Consider the following 15,448-nt stretch of genomic DNA (forward strand, 5'->3'; position numbering starts at 1 on the left):
ATTAATTTGTGGTCGTTTCACACATTGACAGTGTTAAAATCATTCGCAATTCGGCACCCTACATCAATGCCCACAGGGGTAAAACCTTTGTATTGATGTTTGGTGGTGAAGCCATAGAAGAAGCTAACTTTGCCAATATCATTCATGATATTGCCTTGTTAAGCAGCTTAGGTGTACGTTTAGTTTTAGTACATGGTGCGCGGCCACAAATTGATCAAAGAGTCGCATTACGAAAATTAGAAACACGCTTTCATCAAGATATTCGTATCACCGATAAACAAACCCTTGAATGTGTCAAAGACGCAGCTGGATCGCTACGCTCCCAAGTCGAGGCTCTGTTGACAATGGGACTAGCCAACTCACCGATGCACGGCTCACATATCCGAGTGTGTTCAGGTAATCTAGTGGTTGCTATGCCTATAGGTGTGCGCGATGGCGTGGATTTTGAACATACCGGTGTAGTGCGCCGTATTGATGTCGATGGCATTAACGACCATTTAAATGATGGATCTATAGTGTTGTTATCACCAATGGGATACTCATCAACTGGCGAAGTCTTTAATTTATCTCATGAAGATGTGGCAACTAAAGCTGCGATTGCACTTAAAGCCGACAAACTCATATTGTTTAGCCACCAAGACGGTATTGTAAGCAAAGATGGCAGACTGTTAAGAAATTTAGAATTAGACGAACTCTACGCTATGTTGAATGAGCCGTTTTACGCCTCTGAGAAACAATCATTGCAAGCCATAATATCTAGTTTGCAAGCAGGTATAAGTCGTTGCCATACTGTGAGTTATCGTCAAGATGGAGCCTTACTTCAAGAGTTATTTACTCGTGATGGCGCAGGTTCACTCATATCCCAAACATCGTATGAGCAATTACGTCAAGCGAATATAGAGGATGTAGGTGGGATCCTTAAACTAATCAAACCTTTAGAAGAAAACGGTATTTTAGTTAAACGCTCAAGAGAACATCTTGAACAAGAAATTGAACAATTTGCCTTGATTGAACGAGACGGAATGACTATAGCTTGCGCAGCGCTCTATCCTTATGCCGAAGAAAGAATGGGTGAACTTGCCTGTGTTGCCACTCATAGCGACTATCGAGGCGGCAATCGTGGCGAACGCTTATTAAGTGCCATCAAAAAACAAGCACGAGAACAAGGATTGGATTTCATTTTTGTACTCACCACTGTGACCGCCCATTGGTTTCAAGAACAAGGCTTTGTTGAAATTAGCTTAGACGAATTGCCAACTAAGAAAAAACAGCTTTACAACTTTCAACGCAAATCTAAAGTGTTTAAGCTAGCGGTTTAAACACTCATAAATTAGGCCTGTAATGAATTTATATCTGACCCGCATAATACAGCTTTTTGCTGTATTTTTTATTAGCAGCATATTATCTGGTTGCGACTTATTCCAAGACCAAGCCATCAAAGATGCACAGCAATTTATCGACCAACAAAAGATTGATAAAACCCAAGAAGACTGGAAAACAACTTTACCGCAACCCAGCGAATTTACTTTTAGCCAAGATAAAACCTACCTCTGGCAATTAACCACTAATAAAGGTGAGATTGTTATCGAACTTATGCCAGACATAGCCCCCATGCACGTGTCTAGCACACTATATTTAACCACTTTAGGTTTTTACGACAACACCATATTCCATCGTATTATCCCTGGTTTTATGGCTCAAGGCGGCGATCCAATAGGCACTGGCAGGGGAAATCCGGGCTACAAATATGCTGGAGAATTTAGTGATGACTTCAAACATACTCAAGGCGGGATGCTGAGTATGGCTAACTCGGGTCCCAATACCGACGGCAGCCAATTTTTCTTAACCTTCACGGCTACACCTTGGTTAGATGGTAAACACACTATATTTGGTCAAGTTGTAAAGGGCATGGAAGTGCTTGAAAGTATCGAAAAACTAGGGTCGAGAAGTGGCAAAACTAGCGAAGAAGTGGCAATAGTTAAAGCAACTATTTTGATTCAATAAGTACGGCATTAACACTTTTTCATAGACAATAAAAAAGCCGCTTACGCGGCTTTTTAAACATTACTGGAATTAAATTTATTTAACGCCAGCTACCGCTTGTTTTGCAAGCTCAGTAATTTTATCCCATTCACCATTGATCATGGCTTCTTCAGGCGCTAACCATGAACCACCAGCACAACATACATTAGGTAAAGCCAAATAATCATTATAGTTACTTGGGCTTATACCACCTGTTGGGCAAAACTTAATATCAGGGAATGGACCACCTATTGCTTTAAGGGCTTTTACGCCACCTGATGCTTCGGCAGGGAAAAATTTCAAGTGAGTATAGCCATGATCTACAGCTGTCATCAATTCTGAAATAGATGAAATGCCAGGGATTAGGGCAATGCTACCTTCATTACCAGCTTTTAGAAGATCTGTAGTCATCCCTGGACTAATAGCAAATTTAGCACCCGCATCGATGACTTGTTGCAACTGAGCACGATTAGTCACTGTACCTGCACCAATAATCGCTTCTGGTACTTCTTTAGCAATCTTAGCGATCACTTCTAAAGCAGCGTCTGTACGTAAAGTAACTTCAAGTACACGAATACCACCAGCGATAAGTGCTTTAGCCAATGGCACAGCGTGTGCAACATCTTTTATTACCAATACCGGCACAACAGGCCCTTGGTTGAATATTTCTTCTGATGTCATTTTCCAATTCTTTGTCATTGCATTTAACCTTTACAATTTTGATTTAAATAAGCCATAGCACCAATCAAACCATGATCGGGCTCGGTAATAATGAAAGTCGGTATGCCAGCTACGTAGTCACGAAATCGACCCTTGGCTTCAAAACGTGCCCGAAAATCACTTTGTTTAATAAAATTGGTGAAACGGGGGGCAATGCCACCTCCAATATACACGCCACCACGTGTCCCTAAATTAAGGGCAAGGTTTCCTGCAAAGCTACCCAATATTTTGCAGAATTGATTCAATGTAGCCACACTTAATGCACAACCACCATCAAGAGCTCGTTCAGTTATATCCGCTGGATCATCCAATGGAGCTAATAGTCCTTGGTGTTTGGCAATTGCTTGATAGATATGCACCAAACCACGTCCAGACATCACTTCTTCGGCAGATGCATGACCAAATTTTTCAGTTAAAAATTGCCATATAGCGATATCCACTTCATCCACGGGTGCGAAATCGACATGTCCGCCTTCACCGTCCAATGCCAGCCAACCGTCAGAGGTATAAGTTAAGTGTTTCACTCCTAGCCCAGTACCGGGACCAAATACCGCAATGTTATCTAATTCCCTTGCCTGCCCTTGGCCAACTTGTTCTTTCTGTTGATTATTCAATACAGTCACTGCATAGGCTACAGCGGTGAAATCGTTGATCACACCTAACCAATCTAAGCCTAGTTCAGTTTGTAATTGCGAGATAGAAAACTGCCAGGGATTGTTAGTCATAGAAATCATGTCGCCATTCACTGGGCAAGCAACACCTAAACAACCCGCTGTAAAATTCAAATCAGAAAATTCAGCAAAATACGCATTAATAGCAGCACCTATGGTTTTATAGTCGCTGCATAAATACTTTTTGATATGGCTCAGTGAGCCATTCTCAATTTGTGCCAAACGAATATTAGTACCGCCTACATCCGCAACAAACTTTGACATTTTATTAGTCCTGACCGTGAAACAACGAACAAGCACCCTGCTCTGCGCCGGTTAACGTAGTACGTAACCCAGCAAACATTTCGCGGCCCATGCCAATTTGATGTTTAGCAACGTCGGTAACTTTAGCTTCTCGGTTAGCTAACTCTTCTGCGCTTATCAAAACATCCATAGCACCGGTTTGAGTGTTTAATTCGATCATATCTCCGGTTTGAATTTTGGCTAACATACCGCCTTTAATTGCTTCTGGTGTAACGTGGATGGCAGCTGGCACTTTACCCGAAGCACCAGACATACGTCCGTCAGTCACTAAGGCCACGTGAAACCCTCTGTCTTGCAATACGGCTAGCGGCGGCGTCAAGCTATGTAATTCTGGCATACCGATAGCAGATGGTCCCTGAAAGCGCACAACAACCACACAATCCATATCTAAGTCACCGGCTTTAAACGCCGCATGTAATTCAAACTGGTCTTCAAATACCACAGCCGGCGCTTTAATTTTGCAATGGGGTTCACGTAAAGCAGAAGTTTTCATTACTGCACGGCCCAAATTGCCGCTCAATACAGATAAACCACCATCGACCTTGAATGGTTCACTAACAGTTGCTACCACTTGTTTGTCAAATGATTCCGCTGGTCCGTCACGCCAAACTAGTTCACCATGATCTAAAATAGGTTCTTTGGTATATTGCTCTAACCCTTGACCACATATGGTTTGCACATCATTATGCAACAATCCACCTTCTAACAATTCTCTGATCAACAACGCCATACCGCCTGCAGCGGTAAAGTGGTTAATGTCGGCGGAACCATTTGGATAAATACGCGTTAACAAAGGTACAGCTTTGGAAATATCGGCAAAATCATCCCAGTTGATAATATATCCTGCCGCTTTAGCCACTGCGACTAAATGCATAGTGTGATTTGTTGAACCACCTGTAGCCAGCAGCCCCACTAAACCATTCACTATGGCTTTGGCATCAACTATATGACCAATAGGGCGATACTCATCACCTAAATCAGTAATACGAGTGACTTGTCTAGCTGCTGCATCCGTTAATGCATCACGCAATGGTGTGCCTGGATTAACAAATGAAGAACCAGGAAGGTGTAGACCCATGATTTCCACGACCAGCTGATTACTATTAGCGGTACCATAAAAAGTACAAGTGCCAGCTGAATGATAAGATTTTGATTCAGCATCCAGTAATTCTTCACGGCCAACCTTGCCTTGAGCATATAGCTGACGAACGCGGGCTTTCTCTTTGTTCGGAATACCAGAAGGCATTGGTCCTGCGGGGACAAATACTGTAGGCAAGTGACCAAAACTCAATCCACCAATCAATAGCCCAGGGACAATTTTGTCGCAAATACCTAACATCAAGGTACCGTCAAACATATTATGTGAAAGCGCAACAGCCGTAGACATGGCAATAATATCACGGCTCATCAGGCTCAAATCCATTCCCGGTGTACCTTGGGTAACACCGTCACACATAGCAGGTACACCACCAGCAAATTGGGCGACACTTCCAACAGCACTAATAGCCTGTTTTAACCTAGCAGGGAATGCTTCATAGGGTTGATGAGCTGAGAGCATATCGTTGTAAGATGACACTATCGCAATATTTGATTTGGTCATGCTACGTAAATCAGCTTTATCTTCGGTGCCACAAGCGGCAAACCCATGAGCTAAGTTACCACAAGACAACACACCACGATGTGGACCTTGCAAACGCGCACTTTCAATTTTCTCTAAATAACTTTTACGCGAACTTTGGCTGCGCTGTATAATTCGGTCCGTGACTTCTTGGATAACAGGGTTCATGGATTTTTCCTATAAAAAATTTTTAATCAGGGTGCCCACACAAGCTCAACATCAGCGTTGTTGATGACGGCTCGAATTGGCATAACCATAGCGTCGTCATCTGACAGAACTTTATCTAACACGTCCTTTTTACTCTCACCAGTGAGATGTAAAAATATTTGATTGCTGTTTAATAAGGCTGGCAAAGTTAATGACATGCGCTGATTTGGTGCGGTGGTAGGCTGAACGGCAATATATGCATTGCCAGACTCAAGATCCAAGCCTTCAGAAATTTGCTCTGAGCAAGGAAACAATGACGCCGTATGACCATCTTCACCCATACCCAAAATCAGTACGTCAAAAGGAGTATGCATTTTTTGTAGATTATCGGTGCACGTTAATACTGCATCTTTGGCATCGCCATGATGGGTTTTTAACGGTACAAAATTAGCATTTGCAGCATTATTGATGAGTAACTTAGTTCGCAGCATTTTTTCGTTAGATGCATCATCGGTATTATCTACCCAACGCTCATCAGCCAAACTAATATCAACTTTGTTCCACTCTAGATGTGCTTTAGACAAAGCATTAAAAAGCTCTGCTGGTGTGCGTCCACCTGACACTACTAGGCTTGCTCGGCCGTTTTCTTCTATACCATCCCTAAGTAACTTAGTGATTTTGCGAACTAATGCAGTATTGAGTTGTTCGGTTGTTCTAAATTTAGATTGCGTTAATGCCATTACTTTTTCCCCATGCGGCTTTCATACCAAGCTCTATCTTCACGAGCGAGTAACGCGATTGACGCTACTGGCCCCCATGTACCGGCCTGATAAGGTTCAGGTGGTTCGTTGCTGTTTTTCCAAGCAGCTAGGATACCATCTACCCACTTCCATGCGGCCTCTACTTCGTCACGACGAACAAATAAAGCCTGATTACCCAACATGACTTCTAACAACAGCTTTTCATAGGCATCTGCTATGCGTTCATCTTTGAAGGTTTCAGAAAAACTCAAATTCAATTTAGATTTTTGTAAATCCATTGAACTCTTTCCAGTCAGTCCTGGCACTTTGTTCATGACAGTGACTTCAACCCCTTCGTCTGGCTGCAAACGAATGGTGAGTTTGTTCGCTGGTAACTCCGGGAAACTGTCTTTAAACAAGTTATGTGGTTGACGTTTAAAGAAAATATTTACTTCACTGGTTTTATTGGGTAGTCGTTTACCGGTTCGTAAATAAAACGGCACGCCAGCCCAACGCCAATTATCCAATTCAACTTTTAGAGCAATAAAGGTTTCCGATTCGCTGGATGTATTCGCATCAGGCTCATCTAAATAACCTGGCACTTCTTGACCTTTAACAAAGCCACCTACATATTGACCACGAACAGTATTCTGACGCACATTGCTCGCATTAATAGGACGTAATGATTTAAGTACTTTGAGTTTTTCATCGCGAATACTGTCTGCATCTAAGTTAGCAGGTGGCTCCATGGCAATCAGCGTCAAAATTTGTAGTAGGTGATTTTGCACCATGTCACGCATCTGCCCTGCTTCGTCGAAATATCCCCAACGGCCTTCAATACCTACAGACTCGGCGACACTGATTTGCACATGATCGATACAATTATGGTCCCAGTTAGTGGCAAAAATCGAGTTAGCAAAGCGCAACGCGATCAAATTCAAAACTGTTTCTTTACCCAAATAATGATCAATCCGGTAAATCTGAGATTCGTCAAAAAACTCAGCGACTTGGTCATTGATTTTTTTAGATGACGCTAAGTCGTGTCCAATGGGTTTTTCTAAGACCACTCGCATGCTTTTATCGATAATTTTTGCTGCTTTAAGCCCAAGACATATGTCACCAAAAATTGAAGGAGGCGTTGCAAAATAACAAACCATCATACGTTTGGGATCGACATGATCTTTAAATGCTTTGTAGCTATCTATATTTTTCATATCGACTTGCACATAATCTAATTTTTCAGAGAATCGCTGCCATGTCTCTTGGCATAGCTCCTCTTTAGAAAATTTTTCAATATTTTCTTTTACAAGTGCAACATACTCTACTTGACTAATATCTTGACGCGCCACGCCGATCACTTTTGTTTCGGCATGCATTAGATCAGCTTTTTCGAGTTGATATAAAGAAGGTAAAAGTTTACGTCTGGCTAAATCACCTTGTGTGCCAAACAACACGAAATCACAAGGTTCGAATGAATTTTCCAAAACCATTTTTTCTGCCTACTAATATTGAGATTGATAGTGTTAATTGTCATAACAAATTGCAGTTACAACCCAATCAACAACGCATAACGTAAAATTTAACATTAAATGTAGTAATTTTACAACTTTTCACTAAGATTTTGCCGCTAAAACTGCTGACATGACGGTTTTTAGTCCATTAAACCGAAAGATTTCCTGTTAAAAAATTACAACTATAGTATTCTGACTTTAATGAGCCAAGGTTAATATCGACCTTTGAGTGGAACCATTATAATGAAGTTTTTGATGCGCGCATGAATATTCTAGAAAAAATAACCCAACATAATGCTCTTTTTAGCAAGTCTGAGCGCAAAGTAGCTGAGGTCATATTAGCAAATCCACAAACCGCTATTCATAGCAGCATTGCAACTCTAGCAAAGATGTCCGGTGTTAGTGAGCCTACAGTGAACCGATTTTGCCGCAGATTGGACACCAAAGGTTATCCCGATTTTAAATTACATTTAGCCCAAAGCCTTGCGAATGGCACACCTTATGTAAACCGTCATGTTGAAGAAAACGACGGTCCTGAAGAATATACTCATAAAATTTTTGAATCCACTATGGCCTCACTTGAGGTTGCACGGCAATCGGTTGATATAGCCACGATTAACCGTGCGGTAGACTTATTAACCCAAGCCCAAAAAATATCCTTTTTTGGATTAGGGGCATCTGCCTCGGTAGCCCACGACGCGTTAAATAAGTTTTTTCGATTTAATGTCCCTGTCATATATTTCGAAGATATTATCATGCAACGAATGAGCTGTATGAATTCTGGTGAAGGTGATGTTGTAGTATTAATTTCTCACACTGGCAGAACCAAAAGTTTGGTGGAAATAGCCCAAATAGCCCGAGGAAATGATGCTACCGTCATGGGCATTACTTCTAAAGACAGCCCTCTAGCCAAAGAATGTAATTTAGTGTTATCCCTTGAAGTCCCAGAAGATACTGATATGTATATGCCTATGGCGTCAAGGATTGCGCAGTTGATACTTATTGACATATTGGCCACAGGTTTTACGCTCAGAAGAGGCAATAAATTCAGAGAAAACCTTAAACGTGTGAAAGACACATTACGCGGTTCAAGGTTTGATAAACGCAGTGATTAAACGAATAACCTAGCTTATTTTAATAAAATAGAGCCAAAAGGCTCTTTTTTATTAGAATAATTTCACTTTTCGGTCATTTTGCACTACCATTTTCGTAATAAAATTACAGATTTGTTTATTTATAACTATTTTGCTTTTTATAAATGAATACAAAAACAACTATCGCCCTATAGAGACTAAGTTTAATTTAGTGAATTTAGTCCATTCTAAGCAACATGTACTGCGAAGATAGGTAACCAACGCGCCACAACAACAGGGTACCCAAACTATGTTAAGACGAACAAAAATACTCGCAACTTTAGGTCCATCCACAGATACCGTGGAGCAAATAGAGGCGATTATTAAAGCTGGAACCAATGTGGTTCGCATGAACTTTTCCCATGGAACAGCCGAAGATCATATTAACCGAGCAAACAAAGTTCGCGCTGCAGCGAAAAAATTAGGTAAATACGTTGCCATATTGGGCGATTTGCAGGGACCTAAAATTCGCGTATCTAAATTTGTTGACGGTTCTATCAAATTAAAAATTGGCGACCATTTCATTCTTGATGCCGACATGGGCAAAGAAGATGGAAACCAACAAGCAGTAGGTATCGATTATAAAGCATTGCCTCAAGATGTGAAAAAAGACGACTTATTATTGCTTGATGATGGACGTATTCAATTAGTAGTAACTAGCGTTGAAGGTAATAAAGTACATACCCAAGTGACTGTTGCAGGCAAATTATCGAATAATAAAGGCATTAACCGCCAAGGTGGTGGTTTGTCAGCTGAAGCACTAACGGCTAAAGATAAAGAAGATATAGTTACTGCAGCCAAAATTGGCGTGGACTATTTAGCCGTGTCTTTCCCACGTTCAGGTGCTGATTTGCGATATGCCCGTCAACTTGCTGAAGAAGCGGGTTGTTATGCCATGATTTGCGCAAAAGTAGAACGTGCAGAAACCGTTGCTTCAGACGAAGCCATTGATGACATTATCGAAGCATCTGACGCCGTAATGGTTGCTCGTGGTGATTTAGGTGTGGAGATTGGTGATGCTGAATTAGTGGGTGTCCAGAAAAAACTTATCGCTCGCTCCCGTCAGCTTAATAAAGTAGTGATTACCGCCACACAAATGATGGAGTCGATGATTACCAGCCCAATGCCAACTCGTGCTGAAGTAATGGACGTAGCCAATGCAGTATTAGATGGTACTGATGCTGTAATGTTGTCAGCCGAAACTGCGGCTGGTGAATTCCCAGTTGAAACAGTAGAAGCGATGGCGCGCGTTTGTGTAGGTGCAGAAACACATCCTAGTGTAACTATCTCAAAACATAGAATGGATGAAGCTTTTCACTCTGTCAGCGAAACAGTGGCATTAAGCGCGGTCTATTCAGCGAATCACTTAAGTACAATTAAGGCTATAGTGGCTTTAACTGAAAGTGGTAGCACACCATTATTAATGTCACGTATCACTACTTCACTGTCTATCTATGCGATGTCTAGACACGAAAGTACCTTAAACAAAATGGCTTTATATCGCGGTGTTAAACCTGTCTTTTTTGACTCTAGAGGCAGCGACCCGGGTAAACTTAAAGACGACGTGGTAGCAGTACTATTAGAAAAAGGCATTGTAGAGCCTGGTGATCAATTCATTATGACTTATGGCGATGTAATGGAAACTGTCGGTGGCACCAATGCTTGTAAGATTGTTACAGCTTAAGAAAACTATTAACTAGCGTTATCTAGTCGATATTCTGAATATAAAACGAGCCTTAATGGCTCGTTTTTTTTTACTCTGAAGCTAGCTATTCATTAATAAACGATATAGTTAGCCATTACCCAAATAAATTAAAATTATAGATGATCCCCATTACACTCAACATACAAAAGTAATTGGAGAGTGTTATGAGTACAAATAAAAAGTTCGATATTGTTATTTATGGAGCCACTGGTTTTACAGGCCGATTAGTTGCCGAATATTTGGTTAAACAATATGCTGGCGATAGTTCAGTAAAATGGGCCATGGCAGGTAGAAGTGCTGCAAAACTAGCGCAGGTTCGAGATGAAATAGGCGCGCCTTCTGATACCCCTTTAGTTGTGGCCGACTCAGAAGATTTAAGCACAATCCAAGCAATGTTGGACGATACCAAACTGGTATTAACAACTGTAGGTCCTTATCAATTGTACGGCTCTGATTTGGTGGCAATGTGCGCTAAATCAGGAGTAGATTATGTCGACTTATGTGGTGAGCCGGTATGGATGAGCGAAATGATCCCAGCCCATCAAGAAGCGGCTAAAGCCAGTGGCGCACGTATAGTGTTCTCATGTGGTTTTGACTCAATTCCATCTGACCTAGGTGTGTATCACTTACAACAATTGGCCAAAGAAAAATTTGGTCATCCTATGCCCAGAGTAAGATGTCGCGTTAGAAAAATGAAAGGAACCTTTTCGGGAGGTACGGCAGCTAGCCTTAAAGCCACTCTAGTAGCAGCCAAAAAAGATCCTGCTAAAATGAAAGCACTTCTTAATCCATTTTCTCTCACACCTGGATTTACTGGAGCCGAACAACCTTTTGGTAATAAACCTTATTATGAAGAAGACCTAGGCACTTGGGTGACCCCTTTTGTGATGGCAGCCATTAATACCCGCAACGTACAACGTTCTAATTTTTTGTTGAACAGCGAATATGGCGACGATTTTGTGTATGACGAGATGTTTATGACCGGCCCTGGTGAAAAAGGTGAGGCCATTGCCAACGCTATGGCAAATGACAAAAGCATGGGCGGAGATGGCGGACCTAAACCAGGTGAAGGCCCAAGCAAAGAAGAGCGCGAGAATGGCTTTTACGATTTACTTTATGTTGGATCAGACGCAGAAGGTAACAGTATCAAAGTTGCCGTAACAGGCGACAGAGATCCAGGTTACGGTTCAACATCAAAAGTTATTGCCGAAGCAGCTATTTGTTTGGTCAAAGATGCCACCGAAACCCAAGGTGGTTTTTGGACATCAGCGCCAGCTATGGGTGATAAGTTGATTAAACGCCTAGTGGCGAATGCTGGGTTAACTTTCAAACAAGAATAATGACTTAACCACTTAAAGCTCAAGTCATTAACTTGGGCTTTAAGTTTCTGGTAATTGAAGTAAAGCTATAGCCCAATTTTTAAGAGGCTACAGAGATTAACCCTGCCCTAGCATCATGTGTCGCCTTAACCAGTTGTTCGCGCACTTGAGTCGATGTCAAACAAGTGTTGTCGAATGGCCAATAATAAATATTATTATCCCCTTGTAAATGCACACCCTCACAAAATGCTGACAGCATAGATACTTGCTGGGCTTCGATATTAAACTGATGAGCTAAGATCAATTGCATGGCTTCTTGATGGTCCTTATTCATATGTTCCACTATGCCTTTACTGGCTTGTTGCCAATTACTTACATCTAGTTGCCAATCTTCTTGGTTGATCCAATGAATTTTTCCAAAACCTCCAATATACCTGACCCGCTTTTGAATAATTTTATAGAACATAAAATCATGGGTTTGCTGGTAGGCCTCCGCTTGCTTAAATAGAGAGAAATATTGAGCCTTCAGCGATTCATCCTCAATTAAATGAGCATCGCCAAGCAAAGTCACTCGGCCAGAAGCTTGAGAGTCATCAGCCAAGTTATCAAATACAGTCATAGACACTTTATGATTACCCTTAATATTCCGAGTGTGTTGGGCTATTTGACTAATGTATATAATCAAATCTCCCTCTGGCGTCATAAAATAAGGCACTATCGAACCAAATGGATAACCCTCTACCGACTGGGAATGAGTGCTTAGCACAGCTGAATGTTGTTGACGCACTAGGGTTTTAGCATCAAATATATAGGCTTGTTTTTTCATGTTAAATCCTAATAAAAGTTAATGAGTGATATAAGGCACTGAGCCTATTTGTGGAATAAGTTTGGGGGTGACACCAAAACAATCGGATAAATTTTCTGTGGTGATGACATCTTTAGCTTCGCCTTTAGCTAAACACCTGCCTTGGGCAAGCAATACAACTTGGCTCGCATAGGGCAACACCAAGTTCATATCGTGGCTAACACAAACCACAGCTAAACCTTTTTGACAGAACTCTTGAACTAGATCCATCATGGCTTTTTGAAAACGAAAATCGAGGGCAGAGGTCGGTTCATCTAGCAGTAGCAACTTGTTTTGATAGGCTAACTGGTGATTGTTTGGTTTATTACTTGGCAATAACTGCAACAGAGCTTTAGCGATAAACACCCGCTGACGTTCACCTCCTGATAAGGTACGCACATCACGTCCAAACAAGTGGCTAATACTTAACTTTTCGGCTAATTCACAGATCAGCAAAGTGCTTTGTTTATCAGTCTCTACTTGTTCTGAACGCGCTAATTTTAAGAGATTTTCAGTTAAAAAAGCGAAATGCACCTGGTTGTTTTGCGCCACAAAAGCACGTTCTTTTGCCAAGGCTTTATTTGACCATTGCTCCAAGTTTCTTTGTTGAAACATAATACTGCCACTAGTTTGTTGATGCAGACCCGCAACACAACGTAGTAAGGTAGATTTACCGCAACCATTCTCTCCAATAACAGTGACAAAATCTCCGCTACTGAGTGATAAAGAAATATTTTGAAGAATGCTTTTTTCCCTATAATTTAGAAATATGTCTTTCATTTCAAACATGCTCGGCCTTGCCCTTAGCTAATAAATACAAAAAGAAAGGAGCACCCACGGCAGAAGTCACTATACCTATGGGAATTTCTAAAGGAGGGAATAAGGTTCGCGATATAATGTCGGCTACCAACATCAATACACCACCCAGCACGCCACAAGCGGGCATTAAATATTGGTGGTCTGCCCCAAACAAAGTGCGAGCAATATGAGGTACTACCAATCCAACAAAACCAATAATACCGCAAAGTGCTGTCGCTAAAGCCACTGAAAAAGCCACCAACCAAAGAGTCAGGCGTTTATGCTTGGCTACCGCGAGCCCCATACATTGGGCTTCATTTTCTCCCAATGCCAGCATATTCAATGACTTGCGTAGATGTAAAAACAGCCCAATTGCAGGCACACTTAAGGCCCCGACAAATGATACTTTATGCCAGTCAATCCCACCTAAACTGCCCATTGTCCAATAGGTGATTTGCCGCAGTGCGTCATCATTTGCCATATAACTGATTGCACCTATATGAGTGCCCGCTAAAGCATTCACCGCTACACCTGCCAAAATCAAGGACGAAATAGCCGTACCCATGGGGGTTTTAGCAACCAGTAAGACTATCCATACTGCAAGTAATGCCCCTACAAACGCACTGCCGGCCACTAGATATTGCCCGGCTTTTTCTAGTTCAGGAAAATGATTAACCAAGGCTAAAGTAGTAGCTGCCGCTGCGGCTGCTCCGGCCGAAATACCTATTAATCCTGGATCAGCTAATGGGTTTCTGACTAAGCCTTGCATGGCACATCCTGACATAGCCAATAGTGCTCCCACACATATCGCCATTACCATGCGCGGCGCTCTTAACTCGGAAAAGATGTACCAATGGATATCTTGTTGTTGGGTTAAGTCTTGCGAGGTGATTTTTTTAATCAACATCTGCAACATGTCAAAAGATGACTGGGCAAAACTACCAGCCTGTAAACCAACTAGTATCAAAAACACTCCCAATCCTGCTGCAAGCCAGATTCCCCGCCCATACTTTTTATGGCGTTGAGTTAAGGTAGCATGCAGGGTGACAGACAGACTATCTGCGGACATAAAGCGACTCTATACTCGAAATGATAGTGGCAAGCGCTTGAGGATATCGGGGCGACAAACCTAAGGCATTACTACTTTCCATCACAACTAGGCTGCAATTTCTACCTGCTGTAGTGGCTTTTAAGGCTGGATGTTGGCAAAGTGCTTTTATAGCTTTTGGCTCTTTAATCCTGTGACTAGCAACAAAAATCAAGTCTGGGTTTGCAGCCAAAATAGACTCGTTGTCCATCACTTTGTAATCCGTCAATTTAGCGGCAACGTTATGAATGCCTGCGTCATCAAACAAGGCTTGTGGCACAGTATTATTACCCGCAACTGTTAATCCTCTTTCACTATCAGACATCACAAACAAGGCACTTAATGAAGGATCAGTGTTTTGCCGAAGTTTAAGTTCTGTCACTTGTTGCGAGATGGTTTCGACTAATAAAAATGCGTCATTCTCAGCGCCCAGTAACTTGCCAACTTGCTCAATGAGTTGCGTTAAACCTGCCAAATCCCTTTGTTCTCCCAATATATTAACTTGCACCCCTGCAGCTTCAAGTTGCCCAGCAAGGCTAGCGGGGCCAGTCGCATGGGCACCAATAAGATGGCTAGGTTGAAAACTTAAAACCCCTTCAGTACTTAACTGCCTAAAATAGCCAAGTTTAGGTAAATTAACTGCAGCCATGGGATAAAGACTGGTGCTGTCGGTTGCCACAATCAGTTCCTGCTTACCTAAGGCATAAATAATTTCGGTGATGCTTCCACCTGAACTTATTATGCGTTTCGGGGCATCTGTAGCTGCATTCACGACACCAGTAACTAGTGCATAAATCAGTATTAACTTGTACATAGTTTATTTCTCAGCA

14 protein-coding genes are annotated in these 15,448 nt (G+C 41.8%); 5 read left to right on the plus strand and 9 right to left on the minus strand.

Annotated elements, in window-relative coordinates; genetic code table 11:
• Positions 1–8 precede the first annotated feature (8 nt).
• Positions 9–1,319 (plus strand): amino-acid N-acetyltransferase, encoded by a 1,311-nt coding sequence (argA, locus tag GARC_RS24765; protein WP_007625740.1) that lies wholly within the window; start codon positions 9–11, stop codon positions 1,317–1,319.
• Between the two features lie 22 nt (positions 1,320–1,341).
• Entirely contained in the window at positions 1,342–2,004 is a 663-nt protein-coding gene (locus GARC_RS24770) for a peptidylprolyl isomerase (RefSeq protein ID WP_007625742.1), read from the plus strand.
• Positions 2,005–2,079: 75 nt separating this feature from the next.
• Here the strand turns inward: GARC_RS24770 and GARC_RS24775 are convergent, their stop codons facing one another.
• From GARC_RS24775 to zwf, 5 genes are read right to left on the minus strand one after another with little or no spacing between them, the layout of a single operon-like run.
• A complete protein-coding gene (locus tag GARC_RS24775; protein WP_007625744.1) occupies positions 2,080–2,721 on the minus strand; it encodes a bifunctional 4-hydroxy-2-oxoglutarate aldolase/2-dehydro-3-deoxy-phosphogluconate aldolase in 642 nt (213 codons plus the stop codon).
• 5 nt (positions 2,722–2,726) lie between these two features.
• Positions 2,727–3,677 (minus strand): glucokinase, encoded by a 951-nt coding sequence (locus GARC_RS24780; protein WP_007625745.1) that lies wholly within the window; start codon positions 3,675–3,677, stop codon positions 2,727–2,729.
• A 4-nt stretch (positions 3,678–3,681) separates the two neighbouring features.
• Entirely contained in the window at positions 3,682–5,502 is a 1,821-nt protein-coding gene (gene edd, locus GARC_RS24785) for a phosphogluconate dehydratase (protein ID WP_007625746.1), read from the minus strand.
• 26 nt (positions 5,503–5,528) lie between these two features.
• On the minus strand, positions 5,529–6,221 hold the full coding sequence (gene pgl / locus GARC_RS24790; protein WP_007625748.1) for a 6-phosphogluconolactonase: 693 nt from the start codon (positions 6,219–6,221) through the stop codon (positions 5,529–5,531).
• The gene (zwf, locus tag GARC_RS24795) at positions 6,221–7,711 is read right to left on the minus strand and encodes a glucose-6-phosphate dehydrogenase (RefSeq protein ID WP_007625750.1); all 1,491 of its coding nucleotides are present in this window, start codon (positions 7,709–7,711) and stop codon (positions 6,221–6,223) included. The genes pgl and zwf overlap by 1 nt, the downstream gene beginning before the upstream one ends.
• Positions 7,712–7,995: 284 nt before the next feature.
• On the opposite strand from zwf, the gene GARC_RS24800 reads away from it, so the two are divergent.
• From GARC_RS24800 to GARC_RS24810, 3 genes are all read left to right on the plus strand, one after another.
• On the plus strand, positions 7,996–8,847 hold the full coding sequence (locus tag GARC_RS24800) for a MurR/RpiR family transcriptional regulator (protein WP_007625751.1): 852 nt from the start codon (positions 7,996–7,998) through the stop codon (positions 8,845–8,847).
• A 268-nt stretch (positions 8,848–9,115) separates the two neighbouring features.
• On the plus strand, positions 9,116–10,549 hold the full coding sequence (gene pyk, locus GARC_RS24805) for a pyruvate kinase (RefSeq protein ID WP_007625752.1): 1,434 nt from the start codon (positions 9,116–9,118) through the stop codon (positions 10,547–10,549).
• A 185-nt stretch (positions 10,550–10,734) separates the two neighbouring features.
• The gene (locus tag GARC_RS24810) at positions 10,735–11,910 is read left to right on the plus strand and encodes a saccharopine dehydrogenase family protein (protein ID WP_007625753.1); all 1,176 of its coding nucleotides are present in this window, start codon (positions 10,735–10,737) and stop codon (positions 11,908–11,910) included.
• Between the two features lie 79 nt (positions 11,911–11,989).
• Here the strand turns inward: GARC_RS24810 and GARC_RS24815 are convergent, their stop codons facing one another.
• Genes GARC_RS24815 through GARC_RS24830 form a run of 4 tightly spaced genes read right to left on the minus strand, consistent with a single transcriptional unit; the run spans position 11,990 to position 15,432 of the window.
• On the minus strand, positions 11,990–12,715 hold the full coding sequence (locus GARC_RS24815; RefSeq protein WP_007625754.1) for a HugZ family pyridoxamine 5'-phosphate oxidase: 726 nt from the start codon (positions 12,713–12,715) through the stop codon (positions 11,990–11,992).
• 18 nt (positions 12,716–12,733) lie between these two features.
• Entirely contained in the window at positions 12,734–13,522 is a 789-nt protein-coding gene (locus tag GARC_RS24820; RefSeq protein ID WP_007625755.1) for an ABC transporter ATP-binding protein, read from the minus strand.
• Complete coding sequence (locus GARC_RS24825) at positions 13,515–14,600, minus strand: FecCD family ABC transporter permease (protein ID WP_007625757.1); 1,086 nt, start codon at positions 14,598–14,600, stop codon at positions 13,515–13,517. Before GARC_RS24825 ends, GARC_RS24820 begins: the two co-directional genes overlap by 8 nt.
• Entirely contained in the window at positions 14,587–15,432 is an 846-nt protein-coding gene (locus GARC_RS24830) for a heme/hemin ABC transporter substrate-binding protein (protein WP_007625760.1), read from the minus strand. The genes GARC_RS24825 and GARC_RS24830 overlap by 14 nt, the downstream gene beginning before the upstream one ends.
• Between the last annotated feature and the right edge of the window lie 16 nt (positions 15,433–15,448).

The organism is Paraglaciecola arctica BSs20135 (assembly GCF_000314995.1).
GTDB lineage: Bacteria > Pseudomonadota > Gammaproteobacteria > Enterobacterales > Alteromonadaceae > Paraglaciecola > Paraglaciecola arctica.

Bases quoted from the DNA above. Each gene is read 5' to 3' on its own strand.
- GARC_RS24820 (WP_007625755.1), bottom strand. From the start codon at position 13,522: ATGTTTGAAATGAAAGACATATTTCTAAATTATAGGGAAAAAAGCATT.
- zwf (WP_007625750.1), bottom strand. From the start codon at position 7,711: ATGGTTTTGGAAAATTCATTCGAACCTTGTGATTTCGTGTTGTTTGGC.
- GARC_RS24810 (WP_007625753.1), top strand. From the start codon at position 10,735: ATGAGTACAAATAAAAAGTTCGATATTGTTATTTATGGAGCCACTGGT.
- GARC_RS24775 (WP_007625744.1), bottom strand. From the start codon at position 2,721: ATGACAAAGAATTGGAAAATGACATCAGAAGAAATATTCAACCAAGGG.
- GARC_RS24815 (WP_007625754.1), bottom strand. From the start codon at position 12,715: ATGAAAAAACAAGCCTATATATTTGATGCTAAAACCCTAGTGCGTCAA.
- pgl (WP_007625748.1), bottom strand. From the start codon at position 6,221: ATGGCATTAACGCAATCTAAATTTAGAACAACCGAACAACTCAATACT.
- GARC_RS24770 (WP_007625742.1), top strand. From the start codon at position 1,342: ATGAATTTATATCTGACCCGCATAATACAGCTTTTTGCTGTATTTTTT.
- GARC_RS24830 (WP_007625760.1), bottom strand. From the start codon at position 15,432: ATGTACAAGTTAATACTGATTTATGCACTAGTTACTGGTGTCGTGAAT.
- GARC_RS24825 (WP_007625757.1), bottom strand. From the start codon at position 14,600: ATGTCCGCAGATAGTCTGTCTGTCACCCTGCATGCTACCTTAACTCAA.
- pyk (WP_007625752.1), top strand. From the start codon at position 9,116: ATGTTAAGACGAACAAAAATACTCGCAACTTTAGGTCCATCCACAGAT.
- GARC_RS24800 (WP_007625751.1), top strand. From the start codon at position 7,996: ATGAATATTCTAGAAAAAATAACCCAACATAATGCTCTTTTTAGCAAG.
- edd (WP_007625746.1), bottom strand. From the start codon at position 5,502: ATGAACCCTGTTATCCAAGAAGTCACGGACCGAATTATACAGCGCAGC.
- GARC_RS24780 (WP_007625745.1), bottom strand. From the start codon at position 3,677: ATGTCAAAGTTTGTTGCGGATGTAGGCGGTACTAATATTCGTTTGGCA.